At 64.3% G+C, this 15,706-nt stretch carries 5 protein-coding genes and 1 pseudogene; 4 read left to right on the top strand and 2 right to left on the bottom strand.

The window, feature by feature from the left end:
• Positions 1 to 375: 375 nt before the first annotated feature.
• The 3 genes from ABZ911_RS41750 (at position 376) to ABZ911_RS41740 (ending at position 7,578) form a co-directional block, all read left to right on the top strand.
• Positions 376 to 1,212, top strand: coding sequence for a transposase family protein (locus ABZ911_RS41750; protein ID WP_358069786.1), 837 nt, complete (start codon positions 376 to 378; stop codon positions 1,210 to 1,212).
• A gap of 1,196 nt (positions 1,213 to 2,408) precedes the next feature.
• Entirely contained in the window at positions 2,409 to 3,854 is a 1,446-nt protein-coding gene (locus ABZ911_RS41745; RefSeq protein WP_358069783.1) for a tyrosine-type recombinase/integrase, read from the top strand.
• 1,198 nt (positions 3,855 to 5,052) lie between these two features.
• A complete protein-coding gene (locus ABZ911_RS41740; protein ID WP_358069780.1) occupies positions 5,053 to 7,578 on the top strand; it encodes a DUF262 domain-containing protein in 2,526 nt (841 codons plus the stop codon).
• Positions 7,579 to 7,783: 205 nt separating this feature from the next.
• Here ABZ911_RS41740 and ABZ911_RS41735 read toward each other — a convergent pair whose 3' ends face one another.
• Entirely contained in the window at positions 7,784 to 7,930 is a 147-nt protein-coding gene (locus tag ABZ911_RS41735; RefSeq protein ID WP_358069777.1) for a hypothetical protein, read from the bottom strand.
• A gap of 232 nt (positions 7,931 to 8,162) precedes the next feature.
• Between ABZ911_RS41735 and ABZ911_RS41730 the strand changes: the two are divergent.
• Positions 8,163 to 8,375, top strand: a pseudogene (locus ABZ911_RS41730) (IS30 family transposase); the annotation flags it as partial.
• Between the two features lie 892 nt (positions 8,376 to 9,267).
• Here the strand turns inward: ABZ911_RS41730 and ABZ911_RS41725 are convergent.
• Positions 9,268 to 14,910: a DNRLRE domain-containing protein gene (locus ABZ911_RS41725; protein WP_358069774.1), complete on the bottom strand. Its 5,643-nt coding sequence runs from the start codon at positions 14,908 to 14,910 to the stop codon at positions 9,268 to 9,270.
• Positions 14,911 to 15,706: the final 796 nt, after the last annotated feature.

The following is a 15,706-nucleotide window of genomic DNA, read 5'->3' as shown; positions in this document are numbered from 1 at the left end:
GCGCAAACTCCGCTGCTGCCCTCACCTCGCCGGGCAACTCGTCAAAGCGATCCTCGTCCTCCAACTCCGCGAATCGAGATGAAAAACGTTCAGTGAAGCAACGCAACACGGCTCAGAGCGCCCGCCCAATTGATCCGCTGTGATGTGCCCTCGGCCTTGTTCGGGGTCTGGTTTTGCCGAGGAGGCTTCTGCAAGAGATGGCAGAAGGTCACTGAGGTGATCTCAGCGAAACAGTTCGGGCGATTGGGATTTCTTGGACGCCATCCGTGGCGTTCCGGGCCTTTCGGGAGGAGTCGCCGAAGGCCGGAAACAGACGTGGAGCCCCCGATAGAAGAGCTCTCACCACAAGAATCTCAGCCGGCCGGAAGGCTCCACGTGATTGCTCATCGTGCCACGCTCGACGTCTCCCGTGCACTTGTTCAGTACGTCGCGCTGCTCCTGCACGAAGAACGCCGACTGCGTGGCACCCCACGAGGTAGCCGGGCCTTGAGCCCATTCCGGCAGGCGGTCATGGTGATGCGCTGGTTCCGTGGCGAGCACGACGTTCCCAAGCTCGGCCGTGACCATCGCATCTCCCGGGCCACCGCCTACCGATATATCCACGAAGGCATCGGAGTTCTCGCAGCTCAAGCCCCTGATCTGCACCAAGCCCTCGATCGCGCCCAAGCCGAGGGACTGGCGTACGTGATCCTCGACGGCACCCTGATCCCCATCGATCGCTGCGCCGAGCAGACCGTCAGCGTTAAGGGCGACCCCATCGACGCCTGGTACTCCGGCAAGGCCCGCCGGCACGCCGGCAACCTCCAGGCCCTGTCGGCACCCGACGGGCTGCCCTTGTGGATCGCCGAGGTCGAGCCCGGCTCCGTCCACGACCTCACCGCCGCCCGCGCACAGGTGCTGGGCGCGTTGTACGCAGCAGCAGCCCGCGGCCTGCCCACCCTCGCCGACAGCGGCTACGACGGCGCCGGGATCGGCATTCACACACCGATCAAGCAGCCCGAAGGAAACCAGATCCTCAGCCCGGACAACCGCACCTACAACCGCCTGCTACGAGCCCTGCGCTGTCTCGGCGAACGCGGATTCGCCCTGCTCAAAGGCCGCTGGCGGACCCTCCAGCACATCACCCTCAGCCCCAGCAGAATCGGCGACATCGCCCGCGCAGCGCTCGTCCTCACCCATTTCGAGCACAACTACCTACCGGCAATTCGCTGAGATCACGTCACTGCTGTGGTTTGAACTCTCTACGAGTGGGCTCGCAACACCGCCGCCGTAGAGCGCCCGCAGGCAGGCTGCGGGCGAGATCAGATCTTGACGGGACGATACGCGCAACCTGAAGCGAGTGTCTGGCCAGGTCTCCCGGCGTGGTGCTCTCCCGACTTTCTCATGGGTCTGACGTGATAATCGGGGGCGAGCCGGTGTCCGGGACGGTCGGTCACGTGCCGGACCCGTGCCGAAGAGCATGTGGCGAGCATGAACTCGGCGACTTTCGCCTCTCAAAGGCGAGTCGAAATCGAGAAAGCCCAGGTCGGATAGGGTATTGGGTGGTAGGGCGCCCGGGGCTCGAACCCGGAACCTACGGATTAAAAGTCCGAAGCTTTGTTCCCGCATGTCAGCGCGTGCCGCATTCTGTCGCGCAGGTTCAGAAAGTGCCAGCGCGAATACGTCGAATCCGGACATGCGTGCACCTAGCGATCGCGGCGATTTATTCGTGTATATCGCGAGTCTAAAATCGTGTGCTGCTGTTGGTTGCTCGAGCTGCTCGGTTCGGAATCCGATGCCGCTTTGACTAAGAGTTGGCCTATCGCGCTGTCCTAACTCGGCCTTTCTGGCCGGTATTTAGATAAGTGACAGGGATGATTCGCCCGCCAGATCGGGGCGTCTGATGGTGACCGTACAGTTCAACTCCTTCACCGGATCTCGATGCCGTGCCTTCCGCGCTGGTTGGAGTCGCCGCCCTGCTATCTGTGCGGGGCCCTCAGCGTCTGGTCGGCATCCTGCGACCGGGACAAGCGGCAGCACGTCCCCATACCCCACGTTCGGCCAGAGCGTGGGCCGGGATATATGACCAGCGGATATCGCTTGACGTGGGCGGTGAAGGTGGGCGTTGATACCGACCGCCCCAACCGATCGGTGGCCCCCGACCGTCCCGCTGCGGCCCCCTACGGGCCTGTGCGGGCCGGCAGGGGGCGCCATTCGGCCTGGGGCGGCATACCCCACCCCGAAGCCGCCGGACGGTGAGCCGCCCGGTGATCGGCCCGGTAAGCAAGGCCGCCGGTGGCGTCCTGTAGGGGCGATACCGCATCGACGGTGCTCGGCGGCGGGACGGGGTGGGCCGCAGGAAGTGCGGCGTCGAGCAAGCGGCGACGCGAGGTCAGCGAACAAGGGGAAAGGCGCGACAGCGACGATGAATGGAACTCAAGACGTGTTCCTGCCGGGACGAGGCGACGGGGAAGCGACTAGGCAAGGCCTGTCCGAAGCTGCGCCGTCCGGGCGGCGGGGAGTGGTGGAGCAGCACCCATGGCCGGTGGGCCTACCAACTGGAGCTGCCCGCCCACGCTGATGGACGGCGGCGTAACCCGCTGCGCCGCCGGGGCTTTGCCATGCTGGAGGAGGTCGAGGCCGAGCTGGAGCATGCCCGGGCGCTGCTGGCGCTGGATGAGGACCCGCATATCCAGCGGAAGGTCACCGAGCTGATGCTGTCCATGCTCAAGGACACCAAGGCGCTGCCTCCGGTCGAGGAAGTACGGCGCAAGGTCCGCACCCGCCAGGACCTCAACCCCACCGTCACGGTCGCCGAGTGGATGCAGGAGTTCCTGCGCCGCAAGCGGAAGATCGACGCCACCACCCGCCGCTCCTACGAGGCGCACATCCGCCTGTACTTCACCCCCTACCTGGGCCATATCCGGCTGGACCGGCTCCGGGTATCGGATGTGGCGGGTATGTTCGATGCGATCGAGGAGTTCAACGACGTCATCACCACCGCCCGTGCCAGCGGCGACCCCGAGGAGCGAGCCAAGGTACGGTACCGGCGGCCGGTCGGCCCCGCCACCATGCACCGCATCCGCGCCACCCTCCGCCACGCCCTCAACATCGCGATCAAGCAGGACCGGCTGATCGACTTCAACCCCGCCGCCGTCGTCGAACTTCCCGATGCCGAACGCCCCAAGGCGCTGGTGTGGACCGACGAACGGGTCGCCGCCTGGAACCGCGACCTGCAGCACCGGCTCGACGCCGAGCAACGGCGGCGCGGGGCCCGGCTCAGCCGCGCCAGCATGATCAACGTGTACGCGTCCGTGCCGCGGCCGTCGCCGGTGATGGTGTGGACGCCCTCGCACACCTTCACCTTCCTCGCCCAGGCGGCCACTCACCGGCTGTTCGCTCTCTATCGGCTGATTGCCCTGCGCGGGCTGCGCCGGGGCGAGGCGGTCGGGCTGCGCTGGAAAGACGTCGACGTGACCGCCGGGACCGCCGGGGTGCATTGGCAGATCACCCAGCTGGGCTGGGAGCCGGTGCAGGGCAGACCGAAGACCGAGGCCAGCGACCGCACCATCGCGCTGGATGAGGACACCGTCACCGCGCTGCGCACGCACCGCAAGCGACAGGCCGCCGAGCGGCTGGCCGCGGGCGAGGCCTGGACCGACAGCGGGTTCGTCTTCACCGACGAGATCGGCCGGCCGCTGCACCCACAGCAGGTCAGCGACCACTTCTACCAACTGGCCTTCCAGGTGGGGCTGCCGCCGGTGCGGCTGCATGACCTCCGCCACGGCGCGGCCTCGCTCATGCTGGCTGCTGGAGTGGATCTGAAGGTGGTGCAGGAGACCCTCGGTCACGTCTCGTCCCACCTTCACCCGTGACACCTACACCAGCGTCTATCCCGAGGTGGCCCGCGCCGCCGCCGAATCCACCGCCGCCCTCGTCAACACCGCAGCCAGCAGCGCCCAGACCGCCCGGCTGATCACCCTGCCCACCCACACCGGAGACGCCACCACCTGAACCACCGAACCAGGCAGGCCCGCCGATCCTCCGGCGGGCCTGCTTTTTACTCTCAGCAGCGTCGCGCAGACGGGCAGCCGACCGATCCTGAACCTGCGCGGTGCACGGGCCGAGCGGCTCGCTGCGAGAAGCAGCGGATCATTTATCTGCTGGTCACGAACGGCCTGGTGGGCGAGACGAGCCGACTTGGACAAGGCTTGACCGCACATCTGGCGATTGCTGACCGGCGACGCTGCACAGGTCTTCTGGCTTGACCTTCGAATGGTCGTCTCTGGGGTCTGAGGTGACGGTGGCCGTCTAAACGATCTACCGCGATACACGGTCCGTACACAAGAGCAACCACCGAGCAACCAGCCATGATCAACAACGAGCTCAGAGGCTGGCGAGAACTGAGAAACCCCAGGTCGAACGCGGTATTGGTGAGTAGGGCGGGTGGGACTTGAACCCACGACCCACGGATTATGAGTCGCCTCGATTGGTGCCGCTCAGTGCCAACGAGTTCCGTTTTGTATCGCTGTGGCCGGGATTTTCCTCGCTGCCGTGTCGGAATTTGTTGATTGGTGCCGACCTGTATCGCGTGCACGCGAGCAACCACCGAGCAACCATGCGGGCCTTTACCTGACGGCGTTATACGTAACATGTGTGCATTTCGTTGCCCTGTGCTGTCGCGGCGAAAGCCGGTTACCGTCGGCTAGCGAACGGGCATGAGCAGCCGTCGAGCAGTCGGCAATCGGCTGCGGCGGGGCCAAAGGGGGTGTCATGGCCTCGACTGACCAGGCATAACACCGCCTGTGCGCCGGCTCGGAAAGACTCCACCCCCTGTCATAGTCCAAAATGTCTTTCGTCCTATGGCATGGGCAAGCGACGCGGGGATGCTGACCGAGGGTATCTCCTCCGCAGGTCTGGCTGTTACAAACCATGCGCTGCTCGTATAAACGATGTCGTCTTGCGCAAGCCCTGCTCACCTATGCCCGCACCGACATTGCGGCTGCCTGGCGAGGCGCGTAAATTATTGTGTCTTTGAGGTGTACAGGATACTCCGGCAATGAACGGGACGGCATGAAGGCGAACGAAACCACTCTTCGCAAGCTCATTCAGGGCGACCAACAATTAGTGGTCCCCCTCTACCAGCGCCAATACACCTGGGAACGCCCGCAGCTCACCCAGCTGTGGGCCGACATCACCGCCCAGGTCGACGTGCTGGCCGAGCAGCGACAGGATGCCCCCAGCCACTTCATGGGATCGGTGGTCCTCGCGCCAGGGCCGGAGCTGGCGCCGAGCCGGTCGCAGTGGATCATCGTGGACGGCCAGCAGCGTCTGACCACCTTGATGCTGGGGCTGTGCGCGATCAGGGATCATCTGGTGGCCGAGGAGCCCACCGCTCGCGAACGGATCAATGAGCTACACCTGATCAACAAGTTCCAGCAGGGGGAGATGCGCTATCGGCTCCTGCCCACCCAGGCAGATCGGGCGGCGTTCAAGGCGTGCGTGGACGGCGCGCTGGAGGGCAAGTCCGAAAGCCTGCTCGGCAACGCCTACCAGTTCTTCCGCAGCATGCTGAAGGAGTTCGACGACCCGGCCGACCCGCATGACGTCGCGCGCGTGGAGTCGGTGCTGCTGGATCGGCTCAATCTCGTGCAGATCCTGGTGGAGAAGGACGACAACGCGTTCCGCATCTTCGAGTCGATCAACAACACGGGCATGCGGCTCAGCCAGGTGGACCTGATCCGTAACTATGTCTTCATGTGCCTGCCCACGCGGGGCCAGTACGTCTACGACGAATATTGGAAACCGATCCAGGACCTGCTGGACGCCAAGGCCATGGAACAACTGATGTACCTGGTGCTGGTCCTGAAGGAAGGCGATGAGGCCCAGTACAACGCTGTCTACCGCGGGCACCAGCAACTGCTGCTGGCCCTGTCCGCGGATGAGAGTCAGGTCGAGGCGTACGTCCAGGATCTGCACCGCCGTGCCCGGCATCTCAAGCAGATTCTCTTTCCCTCCGAGGATCTGCCGTTCGCCGGGAAGTTGCGCTTCCTTAAGGAGTGGCAGGCGTCGACCGCCTACCCGCTGGTGATGCGCCTGCTGGAGCTGCGCGAGGACGACTTTATCGGCGACGAGGAAGTGGGAGAGGCGCTGGCCTATGTCGAGAGCTTCCTCGTCCGCCGTCTGATCGCGGGTGTCACCACCGGGAACCTCAACCGCATCTTCCAGCGGCTCGCCGTACAACTGTCCGCCGAGGAAGAGGTGCCACAGGTAGTTCGGGCCGCATTGTCGCCGGCCAGGCTGTACTGGCCTTCGGACGACCAACTGCGGGAGGAGATCCGCAGCCGCGCCTTCTACTGGCAGGGCCGCACGGTGCAGCAGAAGCTGGTCCTGCGGCGCATCGAGGAGTCGCTGGGCAGCAAAGAGCGGGTGGACTTGGCCGACAAGCGCATCACCATCGAGCACGTCCTGCCGCAGTCCATGACCGCCGACTGGCTTAGCGAACTCTCCAGTGGGGGAGACGACGCCGATCTCCTGCATCGCCAGCTCGTGCACACCCTGGGCAATCTCACGCTCAGCGGCTACAACTCCGAGCTCGGCAACAACTCCTTCGCCGCCAAACGCCAACAGCTGAGCCAGAGCGGGCTGGTCATGAACCAGGAGATTGCCGCCGGCGAACGCTGGGGGAAGGCTGAGATTCTCGCTCGGGCCGACCGGCTCGCTGATCGGGCGATCGCCATCTGGCCTGGACCGGAGGAGTCCGGCCGGGGCAGCGCGGCCTCCCGCGATTGGACGCAGTTGCACAACGCCTTGGCAGCACTGCCGGCCGCCACCTGGACCTCATACTCCGACCTCGCCGAGCTGATCGGCTCGCATCCGGTTCCCGTCGGCGTGCACCTGGCAAGCGTCCCGGTGCTCAACGCGCACCGGGTCCTCACCAGGTCCGGACAGGTTTCCGACGGTTTCCGCTGGGTCGATCCCGACGACGATCGAGACGTGCACGACGTCCTGCGCGCGGAAGGACTCACCTTTGACGAGGCCGGACGGGCGGCCGCGGACCAGCACATCACCGTCCGCGAAATCGCCGAACTGCTCGGATTGCCCATCGCCGCGGATCTGGCCGAGACCGAGACCGCAGGCGAGGAGATCCTCTCGCCGCAGGCGTTGACGACCCTGGAGCAGCGCTTCCTACACCAGCTCAACGAGCAGAGCGGCCCGCAGGCAGCCGGCGCCGTCCAGCGCCTGCTGGAGCACTGGCAGTCGCGGGGCGGCGAGCTGCAGTACGGCACCTCCGCCGCCGCCTCCTGCGCGCCGATCATCAAGGTCGGCGGACAGTCCCTGTACGCCATCCGCTTCTACGCCAAGACCGCCGAGATCCCCTTCGGGCTGCTACGCAACCGCAAGCCGTTCGACGACCCGGCGCTGCGAGAGGAGCTTCGGCAGCGGCTCAACGACGCACCCGGCGTGGACATTCCCGTCGCCAAGCTGGAGCTGTATCCCCCTATCAAGAACACTCAGCTGGCGAGCGTCGCTGTGTTTGACGTGGTCGTTGCGGTGCTCGACTGGTTCATGGCCAAGGTGACCGCATCGGACGAGTAGGAGGGGTGACCGAATCCAAAGCCCGTTTTCCGGGGCGGTGAGGCACTGGACCAAGATCTTACGGAAGCTGCCGAGCCATGCGAGTGGCCATGGACGGGCTCACCCGACGAAGGGTGTACCGATTCAGAGGGGCGGTTCGCGAGTTGATGTCCTTTTCGTCGTTGAGGTTGGGTAAGGCTGCCTGGTCACGGGCTCGCGGTCTGGGCTATGGACGGGGCTGGGTGAACAATCCCGGCTCGGTCTCGACGAGGATGCCGCGGCTGACCAGGCGTTTGAGCTTGGCGCGGATGTTCTCGGTGTTCGTTCGCGCGATGGGCAGGTCCAGGGCCTGGCACAGGACGCGTGCGCGCATGGGCTGGCCGGTGTCGGCGAAGATGGCGAGAATCTGCTGGTAGGCGGGGTGATCTGGCAGGACGGGAGGCGGCGAGGCGGGCTCGGGCTCGTCGGCGAGCGCGAGAGGGGGAACGCCCGGGTCTTGCGGGTGATGCGCAGGTGCTCGATGGCCTGGCCGAGTTCGCTCAGCCTGGCGGTGAGTTCTTCTTGCGCGGATGACGCTCACCTGGGATCAGGGCCATCGAGATGGTGTGTTCTTCGCCCACCCCGCCAGCCCCTGGCAACGTGGCACGAACGAGAACACGAACGGGCTCCTGAGGCAGTACCTGCCCAAGCGGACCAACCTGGCCGTCCACACCCTTGCCGACCTTCGCGCGATCGGGGAGCGGCTGAACAACCGGCCCCGCAAGACCTTGGGATGGAAGACCCCCGCCGACATCTTCGCCGCCGCTCTGCCAACATGAGACCAGCAGCGTTGCGACGATCATGCGAATCCGCCGATCAACAGCCGGCGTCACAAGGTCACGAGCTCTTGCGTGTCAGGCCACGCCGACGCCCTTCCCCCTCAAGATCGAAGAGCCCGCTTACCCTTTACAACTCAGATCCCAGCTCAGGCCGCTCCTGCCGCCCGCCATCTCATGATCCGAGAAAGCTTCGGCCCTGGGCTGACCCGTCACACGGAAATGGCGCTTCGTGGTTCCTCGAACCACTGTGCGTCAAGGTAAATCCCAGTCCTATTGGTCATAAGGGCCAGGGCCGTCGCCTTGGACCGTGCAGGTGGAGCGCTACGACCCCTTATTGCTCTGAATGCTTCAACTTCTGTCGCGAGCAGGTGTGGGTCCGTTCCGCGTACGAAGTCTGGATCAAACTCTGGTATCTCTCCCCGGACTTGACTATCGCGCGCATGTGTAAGCATTCTCATGCCGGTGATATTCCAGGCGACATGCCACACGTCGGCATTCTCACTTAGGCTTGCGAGGACAGCATGTCGAGCCACCCGGCTAAACCCGGTGGGCTCAAAAAATATGAGCGCCGTCTCGGATTGAGCCAGATAGACGAGATCGGGAAAATCGGGTTCTGACACCTCGATCGATGGCGCAGTATTTCCTGTGATTTTCGTCGCGGCCGTTTCAATCGTAAGGCCGCTTTGGCGGGGGAGGACTATTGTCAGCGCGAGCCTCTCCAAAATATTAGGGGCAGCCCGGAATACGCGTTGATAGTGAGCCGCAAAGCCTTTTAGGCTGTCGAAATTCATTTAACGATTAACTCTTCTCTGTTTAGCCAGGAATGTACCCGCCTTGGGCCAGGCATAGATCACCAGAGGCGGGCACATTCCTTACGGTTGCGGAAAATGCTCTACGGCTTGGTGTATGGGCCTACGGCTGGCTTCCAGCACAGGTTATCCATGGTCGGCACATTCTCCGGCGTTGTCTTGAACCTGACGAAGTAGGGATCTCCGCGAAGAATCCTATCGCGGTCATAGAATCTTAGTAGCTCGCCCCCTGCTTGCTGGTTGTCGCCCTCAGCTCCGCCGTCCATGGCGCATACGGAAAGATCTTTGTTCTTGTCCGAGGCAGCGGTACGCTCGGCGGAGCTGGCGAACGGGAACTCGTCGCAGTCCTGCGATTTCGGTGTGGCCGTGCCATAGCCCGGCCACAAACTCCTGCATCGGGTGGTTGCGCGGTTGCGGTTTCGGGTGATAACCGGCTCTCCGATTCGATGGAGCTGCATATCGGGCGGCGGCCTCAAACCGTTGGCACCAGGGCAGCCTCGGATAGTTTTTGACGCCTTGTTTGGATAGGTGTCCGCTTTCTGGTAGCACGCCTTCCAGAGATGGAGGAAGGCGACGTCGTAGTTATTGTCGAGCGTCATCACCATCGAGCCCACGGCGTCAAGGGTGCACCCACCCTTGAACTGGCTCGAGATGTAGATTGCGGAGTCGCAGCGCGCGTTGAAGCTGTATTCGGGATTTCCGTATCGCCAGTTGAGCGGGTGAAGAGGTTCGTCGATCTTGATCCACGGGTGGAAATTGCAGCTGGATATTGCGTCCTCAAGGTTGGATACGTCTTTACCGTTCTCCGTGCGTGTTGCTGGAGCGTCACCTTGCGCCGCACGGAATCGGAACGTGGCCCACTTGTTCCAGGGGCCGCTTGTGTCCGATCCGTCAACTAGTTCGCGGCCCTTTTTAACCACGTAGTTGCGTTGCTGACTGCTGTTCCACGTCGTCATGTGTTTGCACGAGTTTTGACCCCAGGCCGGATTCATGCTGAGCGTGAAGTCGGCGTCGAGGTAGTCGTCGTCGTCTTGAGAATCGACGTCGCGAGTATAGATGTCGAAGTAGACGTCTCTGCTCGTTTCGCCAGCGGCCGCGTCCCGACCGTCCATACCATTGGTCGTATTGGCGACGGCGATCAAGTAACCATCGAAGAGGTCGTGATCGAATTCAGGCTGCGTGATATAGAACTTATGGATCATGCAGCCGCTAAAATGGCTCTTGATGTAGTATTCGCGCTCATGAGTGACTGGCTCCAGCCAGCCCCGGTCGTTATAGTAGTCCCAGCACTTCTGGGGAGTTACACGATCATATTTCATGGGATCGGCCATTATCTGCATCGATCCGGACCGAACCGAGGCCGATGACGTCTGCTGCTCGGATCGGCTGCCATCATATAGCGCCCCGACTTCTTCCGGCAGGAGAGCCCGGGTATACGCCCATATCTCGTCTATGGCACCGCCCATACTGGTGCCCAGTGTCATCGGGCCGGCAGCATTCCAGGAGGCGAAGCTGATCGGAGTGCCAATGGTTCGGTCGTCTACCTCGGCCGACTCGTCCAGCTCTGGCATTCCAATCACATTCCCATTGAGATAGAGAATAGCGATTCGAGTGCTGCTGTCGTAGGTCGCGGCGACGTGGAACCATTGATTGACTGGCGTCTCTTCGCTGGATAGCACGCCTTCAATGGATGCCGTAGCGGAGTCGGCACTGGTAAAGGTGAAAATCAGCCCCTTGTCTGGGTCGTTGCCTAGACGGAACGCTGATGAGTTGGTACCGGACTGCTCGATAATCGTGTATTCGCCGTCCTTGTCCTCCCATTTTACCCAGGCAGCAACTGTGAAGCTTTGATCGGTGCGAATCACTGGGCCCGCTGTCTTCGCTAGCGGGCCGGTGACGGGCTGCGGAAGGCGGATGGTGGCATACTGCCACTCTGACCATGCCGACGCGAGAGGGCTCGAGACGGCGCGGGCACGCCAGCGGATTTTCCAGCCATCGGTCAGTTTCCCGTCCGGCACAGCGACAGTGGCCTGGCTACCGGAGGCGGTATTGTCCACTGCGCCGGCCCAGATCTGGCCGGTGCCCTGACCGGTGGCGGCAGGGTCGTGGTCCAGCTCGAACTCGGCCCGCAGCGCCCCTTCCGCTGGGTCTGTCACTTGAGCCAGCAGGCTGGGGGTCAGGCTGGTAGTGACCGTTGTGCCGTCGACCTGACGGGAAGGGGTGATCTGGAGCGCGCCCACAGTGGGGTTGGGCTGCGGATCGGGGAGGTCGACGGTGACGTTCTGCCAATCCGACCAGGCCGAGGTCGTGGAGGCTGCGGCGTTGACGGCGCGGGCGCGCCAGCGTACCTTCCACCCGTCGGTCAGCTTGGCGGCTGGGACGGTGATGGTGGCTTGGCTGCCGGAGGCCACGGCAGTGGAGTTGGCGGTCCAGATCTGTCCGGTGCCCTGGCCGGTGGCGGTGGGGTCGTGCTCGATCTCGAATTGGCCGGTCAGGGTGCCGCCGACGGTGTCGGTGACGGTGGCCGCCAGTTGCGGGGTGAGCGAGGTGACCGTCGTGACACCACCTGAGTTCTGGGCCGGGGTGACGGTCAGCGCGCTGACCGCCGGGGCCGAGGCCGGACCGGTGGTGGTGATGGTCAGCTTCGGCGGGCTGTTGAAGTCGGTGTCCTCCGCGGAGGTGAACGTCCGATTGTTTTCGACGTTGGTCTCACCGGGCGACTTCAGCACCAGGCCGTGGTTGGCGGTGCCGGCCGCCCAGTCCTGGGCCATACCGGTGACGTTCCACTCCATCGTGTCCGGCCACGTGGCACAGTCCTGGTTCACACCCTTGGTGTTGGTGGAGGCGTCCTCGGTGGTGAAGGCGGGCTTGTTGACCCAGTGCACGTTGTCGGGGTCCCACGGGCTGGTGAGGCGGGCGGCCTGAATGCCGGCGCCGACCGTGGGGCCGCAGCTCGGGGCGGCGATGGTGTTGACCGAGAGCTTGGCGTCGGTCACCGTCGAGCCGGGCAGGCTCGCGGTGTCGAACTTCAGGTGCACCCGGTGCTTGAAGCCGCCCGTCCTGGTGCCGGCCATCATGTACTGGGCGGTCGGGTCGGTCGGCAAGTCCGCGTCGCTGGCGGCGTCCACCTCGACGTCGGTGCTGAGCGGCAGCGTCGTTGTCGGGTCCACCCGTACCGGGTAGGTGGTGTTCGGGTCGGTCAGGAACTTGTGGTCCGGCTTGAGCACCAGTTCGGTCCGGCCGTCCTTGGTGACGACGTCGGTGTCGACCTTCGTGTGCTTGGCCAGCGGTAGCCGGCCGTTGGCGCTGCCGTCCCACATGATCGGCTGCGGCGCCGAGGCGACCAGCTTCTTGTCCTTGCCCTTCAGCAGCAGCCGGCCGCCCTTGCTCTCGGTCAGGGTCAGGCCGTCGCCTTCTACGCCGATACGCAGTTCCAGCGGCTTCGACGGCCGCAGCCGCAGCACCACGTCGTGCCGGAACCCGGTCGGCAGCACCGTCACCACCAGGTCAGCGCCCACGCCAGCGGCGTCGGTGTAGGTGGCTACACTGCCCTTGATGGTCGGCTTGGGCAGCGGTGTCGGCCAGCGCAGCGCGTACGACTTCCCGTCGGCGGACATCTCCACGAACGGATCCGTGCCACCGTTGGAGACTTCCACCGCGGCGCTGGACGCGATCGCCTTGGGCCTCAGCGCCCCGCCCTGCTCCACCAAGGAGGGGTCGATCGGCACCCATCCGCCACTGCGCTGAGTCCGGACCGGTCCTGCGGCGACCTCGGTCACGAAGGACTTCCCGTCGGGCTGGGCGTAGGTGATGCGGTCTTCTGTAGTCTCAGCGGGGACCTCTAGATTTGTGCCTTTAGCAGCGGCTTGCTTGGAAGCCTCCAACCGGCCTCGCACATCCTGCTGCGTTGCGCCAGAAGGTGTTGCGGTACTACTGGAGACGTTGGACAGCGCAGAGTTGCTGACCCCCGGTACCCATTCGATGCCAGGTTGCACCGTTGCGTTGTGTTGGCCGCTGGTGTCTGCCGCTGTGGATCCGCTGCCTTCGGTGAATGACCACCGAGCCGTTGCGCTGTCCGTCGGAGGCTTTAGAGGTGACTGCAGATCTTCTTCAGGGATGGCGCTGTCGTTGACAGCGTTCTCGCGAGCTTCCTGCAACTCGGCGTAGGTGACGGGTGCAGGCTGTGGCTCCGAGTTCGCAATGCGTCCCTTCGCGATGTAGGCATCGAGTGCTGCTTGGGTCCGGACACGCGGCTCTCGCGGATCCTGCATCACCACATACCGCGCGGGGGGCGGCTCGAAGTCGACGGTGAGCCGGGGTCCGTGGGCGGGATAGCCGCTGGTCTCTTCCCGGGTGCGGTAGCGGCGCCAGTTCCGCAGTTCGGATTCGTCGCCTGCGGTGAGTTGGAATCCGTAGTTTGTTTCGCCGTTTGCCCATGCCTGGACGATGGTGTCGACCGAGTGGATGAGGTCGTGCTCGTAGTTCATCGAGCCGGTGCAGTCGGGGCTGTAGGCCCCGTACTCGGTGTCCGCGCCCACGTTGGTGACCGACGGCTGGTCGTTCCACTTCAGGGTCAGATGGTCCCAGTCGGACGTGATCTGCCGAGCGGTGATTCCGGATCCGACGAACTCGCCGCAGTCGTTGGACAGGTAGTTCCACAGCTCCAGGTCGGCGTTCTGGATCGTGGAGCCCCAGAATGGGTCGCTTGACTGGGGGAGCGGGAACTGGATGTAGCCGCGCCAGCGCTTGGCGATGTTGCTGGCGTAGGACTTGCCGACCCACATTTGGTCGCGGGCGTGCATGTCCCAGCTGTCGGTGAGGTCCACGTCATTGATGTAGGTGTCCATCGGATCGCCGGGGGGACAGGGATTGGCTGCGTCGCCCAGGGTGCAGTGGTACCAGTCGTCGTCGACGGCGGCCATGGTCACCGGGTACGTCGTTGCCGGGTCGGCGAGGAAGGCCGGGTCGGGACTGTACACCAGTGCTGAGCCGTCCAGGCTCACCTGTGCCTTGCCGACCCTGGCGGCGCCGAGGTCGCCGTGCGCGTCAGCTGCGACCGCGTCCAGCAGCGCCGCGGGCCGGATGTCGAGGCTGTGCTTGCCGTTGCCGCTCTTCAGCGTCGGCTGCCCCTTGGCGTTCTTGCCGAAGGAGATGCCCTTCGGCAGATCCATGGGGACGCGGAGGGTCACCGGTCCGGCGGGGCGTTCCCGGATGACGATCTGCTGGCGGAACCCGGTCGCGGTGGCGGTGACGACCAGGTCGATGCCCTTGCCGTAAGCGGAGGGGTAGGTGGCGGTGCTGCCGTTGAGCGTGGGCTTGGGCAACGTGCGCGGAGCGTCGATCTGAGCGGCGATGTCGCCGCTCTTGCTCTTGATCACTTCGGTGTTGCCGCCGGTGGACAGCCTAAGGCTGCCTTTGGCCGCCTTAGGCTTGATGACTCCATCTGCCTCGACGAGGGTGGTGTCGATCGGGGTGAAGCCGTCGCCGCCGGCGTTCTTGACCCGGATGGGCTCCAGGTACTGCTCCATCCGCAAGGTCTTGCCGTCGGGGTTGGCGTAGTAGGTGGCGCTTTCCGAGCGCAGTGACTCGATCTCGACGCGGCGGTTGTCCTTCTTGGCCTGCGCCAGCGCCTTGCTGGTGGGCGTGGCGGGGGCGCTCGGCGGCGGCGTGGTGGGGGTGGGTGTGGAAGTGGTGGTGGGAGGTGGCGTTGGGCCCTGGGCGTTCACGGGCGCGCTCATCAGCGAGAGCGGCAGCGTAAAGGCCGCGATCAGGGCAGCGCGGCGGCGCGTCCGGGTGGATAAGCCGGACGCTGGTCGTGATGGGTTCACTCGAGCCTTTCGAACAGATGTGGCAAAACTCAGTGATCATCACATGTGTTGCGATCTGATGTAAAGATCCTTTTCTGTGACGGAAAGATGGGTTTCCGTGAGCACCGGGTCTGTGGAGCCAGCAGGAGTGTGACGTGGCGGCTGTGCACCTGCCGATAAATGCATCCACCCAGGTCATGGCCATGTGTGGCTTCGCGGGGCGTGCGCGAGTTCCGGCCCCCAGGTGAAGGAAGCGCATGCGGCATGATGATCGGCAGTGCTCCTTCGCCTGGCCTAGCTGACCGTCACGAACGCCTTGTGGCGGTGCTGGTCCGCTCTGATGCGTCCAGAGAGGCTGAGCTGCTGGTGCTCCGTCTCGAGAACCAGGTGCTCCGCCGTCAACTCGGAGTCCGGCCGCGATGGGTGCGTGCCGACCGGCTCTGGTTCGCGGCATTGTCTCGACTGATCCAGCGCCGCCGGTGGGCCGAGGTGTTCCCAGTAACCCCGGCGACGATCTTGCACTGGCATCGCAACCTGGTTGCGCGGAAGTGGACGTTCACCGACAGGTGCTCGGGTCGGCCTTGCACCCGACGGCCGGTCAAGGCTGCGCCTGCCGATATTTACATCCGCCCAGGTCATGACCAGGTGGGGTTTCGTGTGGCGTGTGCGAGCTCTGGTCGTCAGGAGAGGGAGAGCGCGTGTGGCATGATGATCG

Origin of the sequence: Nonomuraea sp. NPDC046570 (genome assembly GCF_040645915.1) — a bacterium.
Taxonomy (GTDB): domain Bacteria; phylum Actinomycetota; class Actinomycetes; order Streptosporangiales; family Streptosporangiaceae; genus Nonomuraea.
The sequence above is the reverse complement of the archived record's forward strand: the minus strand, read 5'-3'. Positions and strand labels throughout refer to the sequence as shown.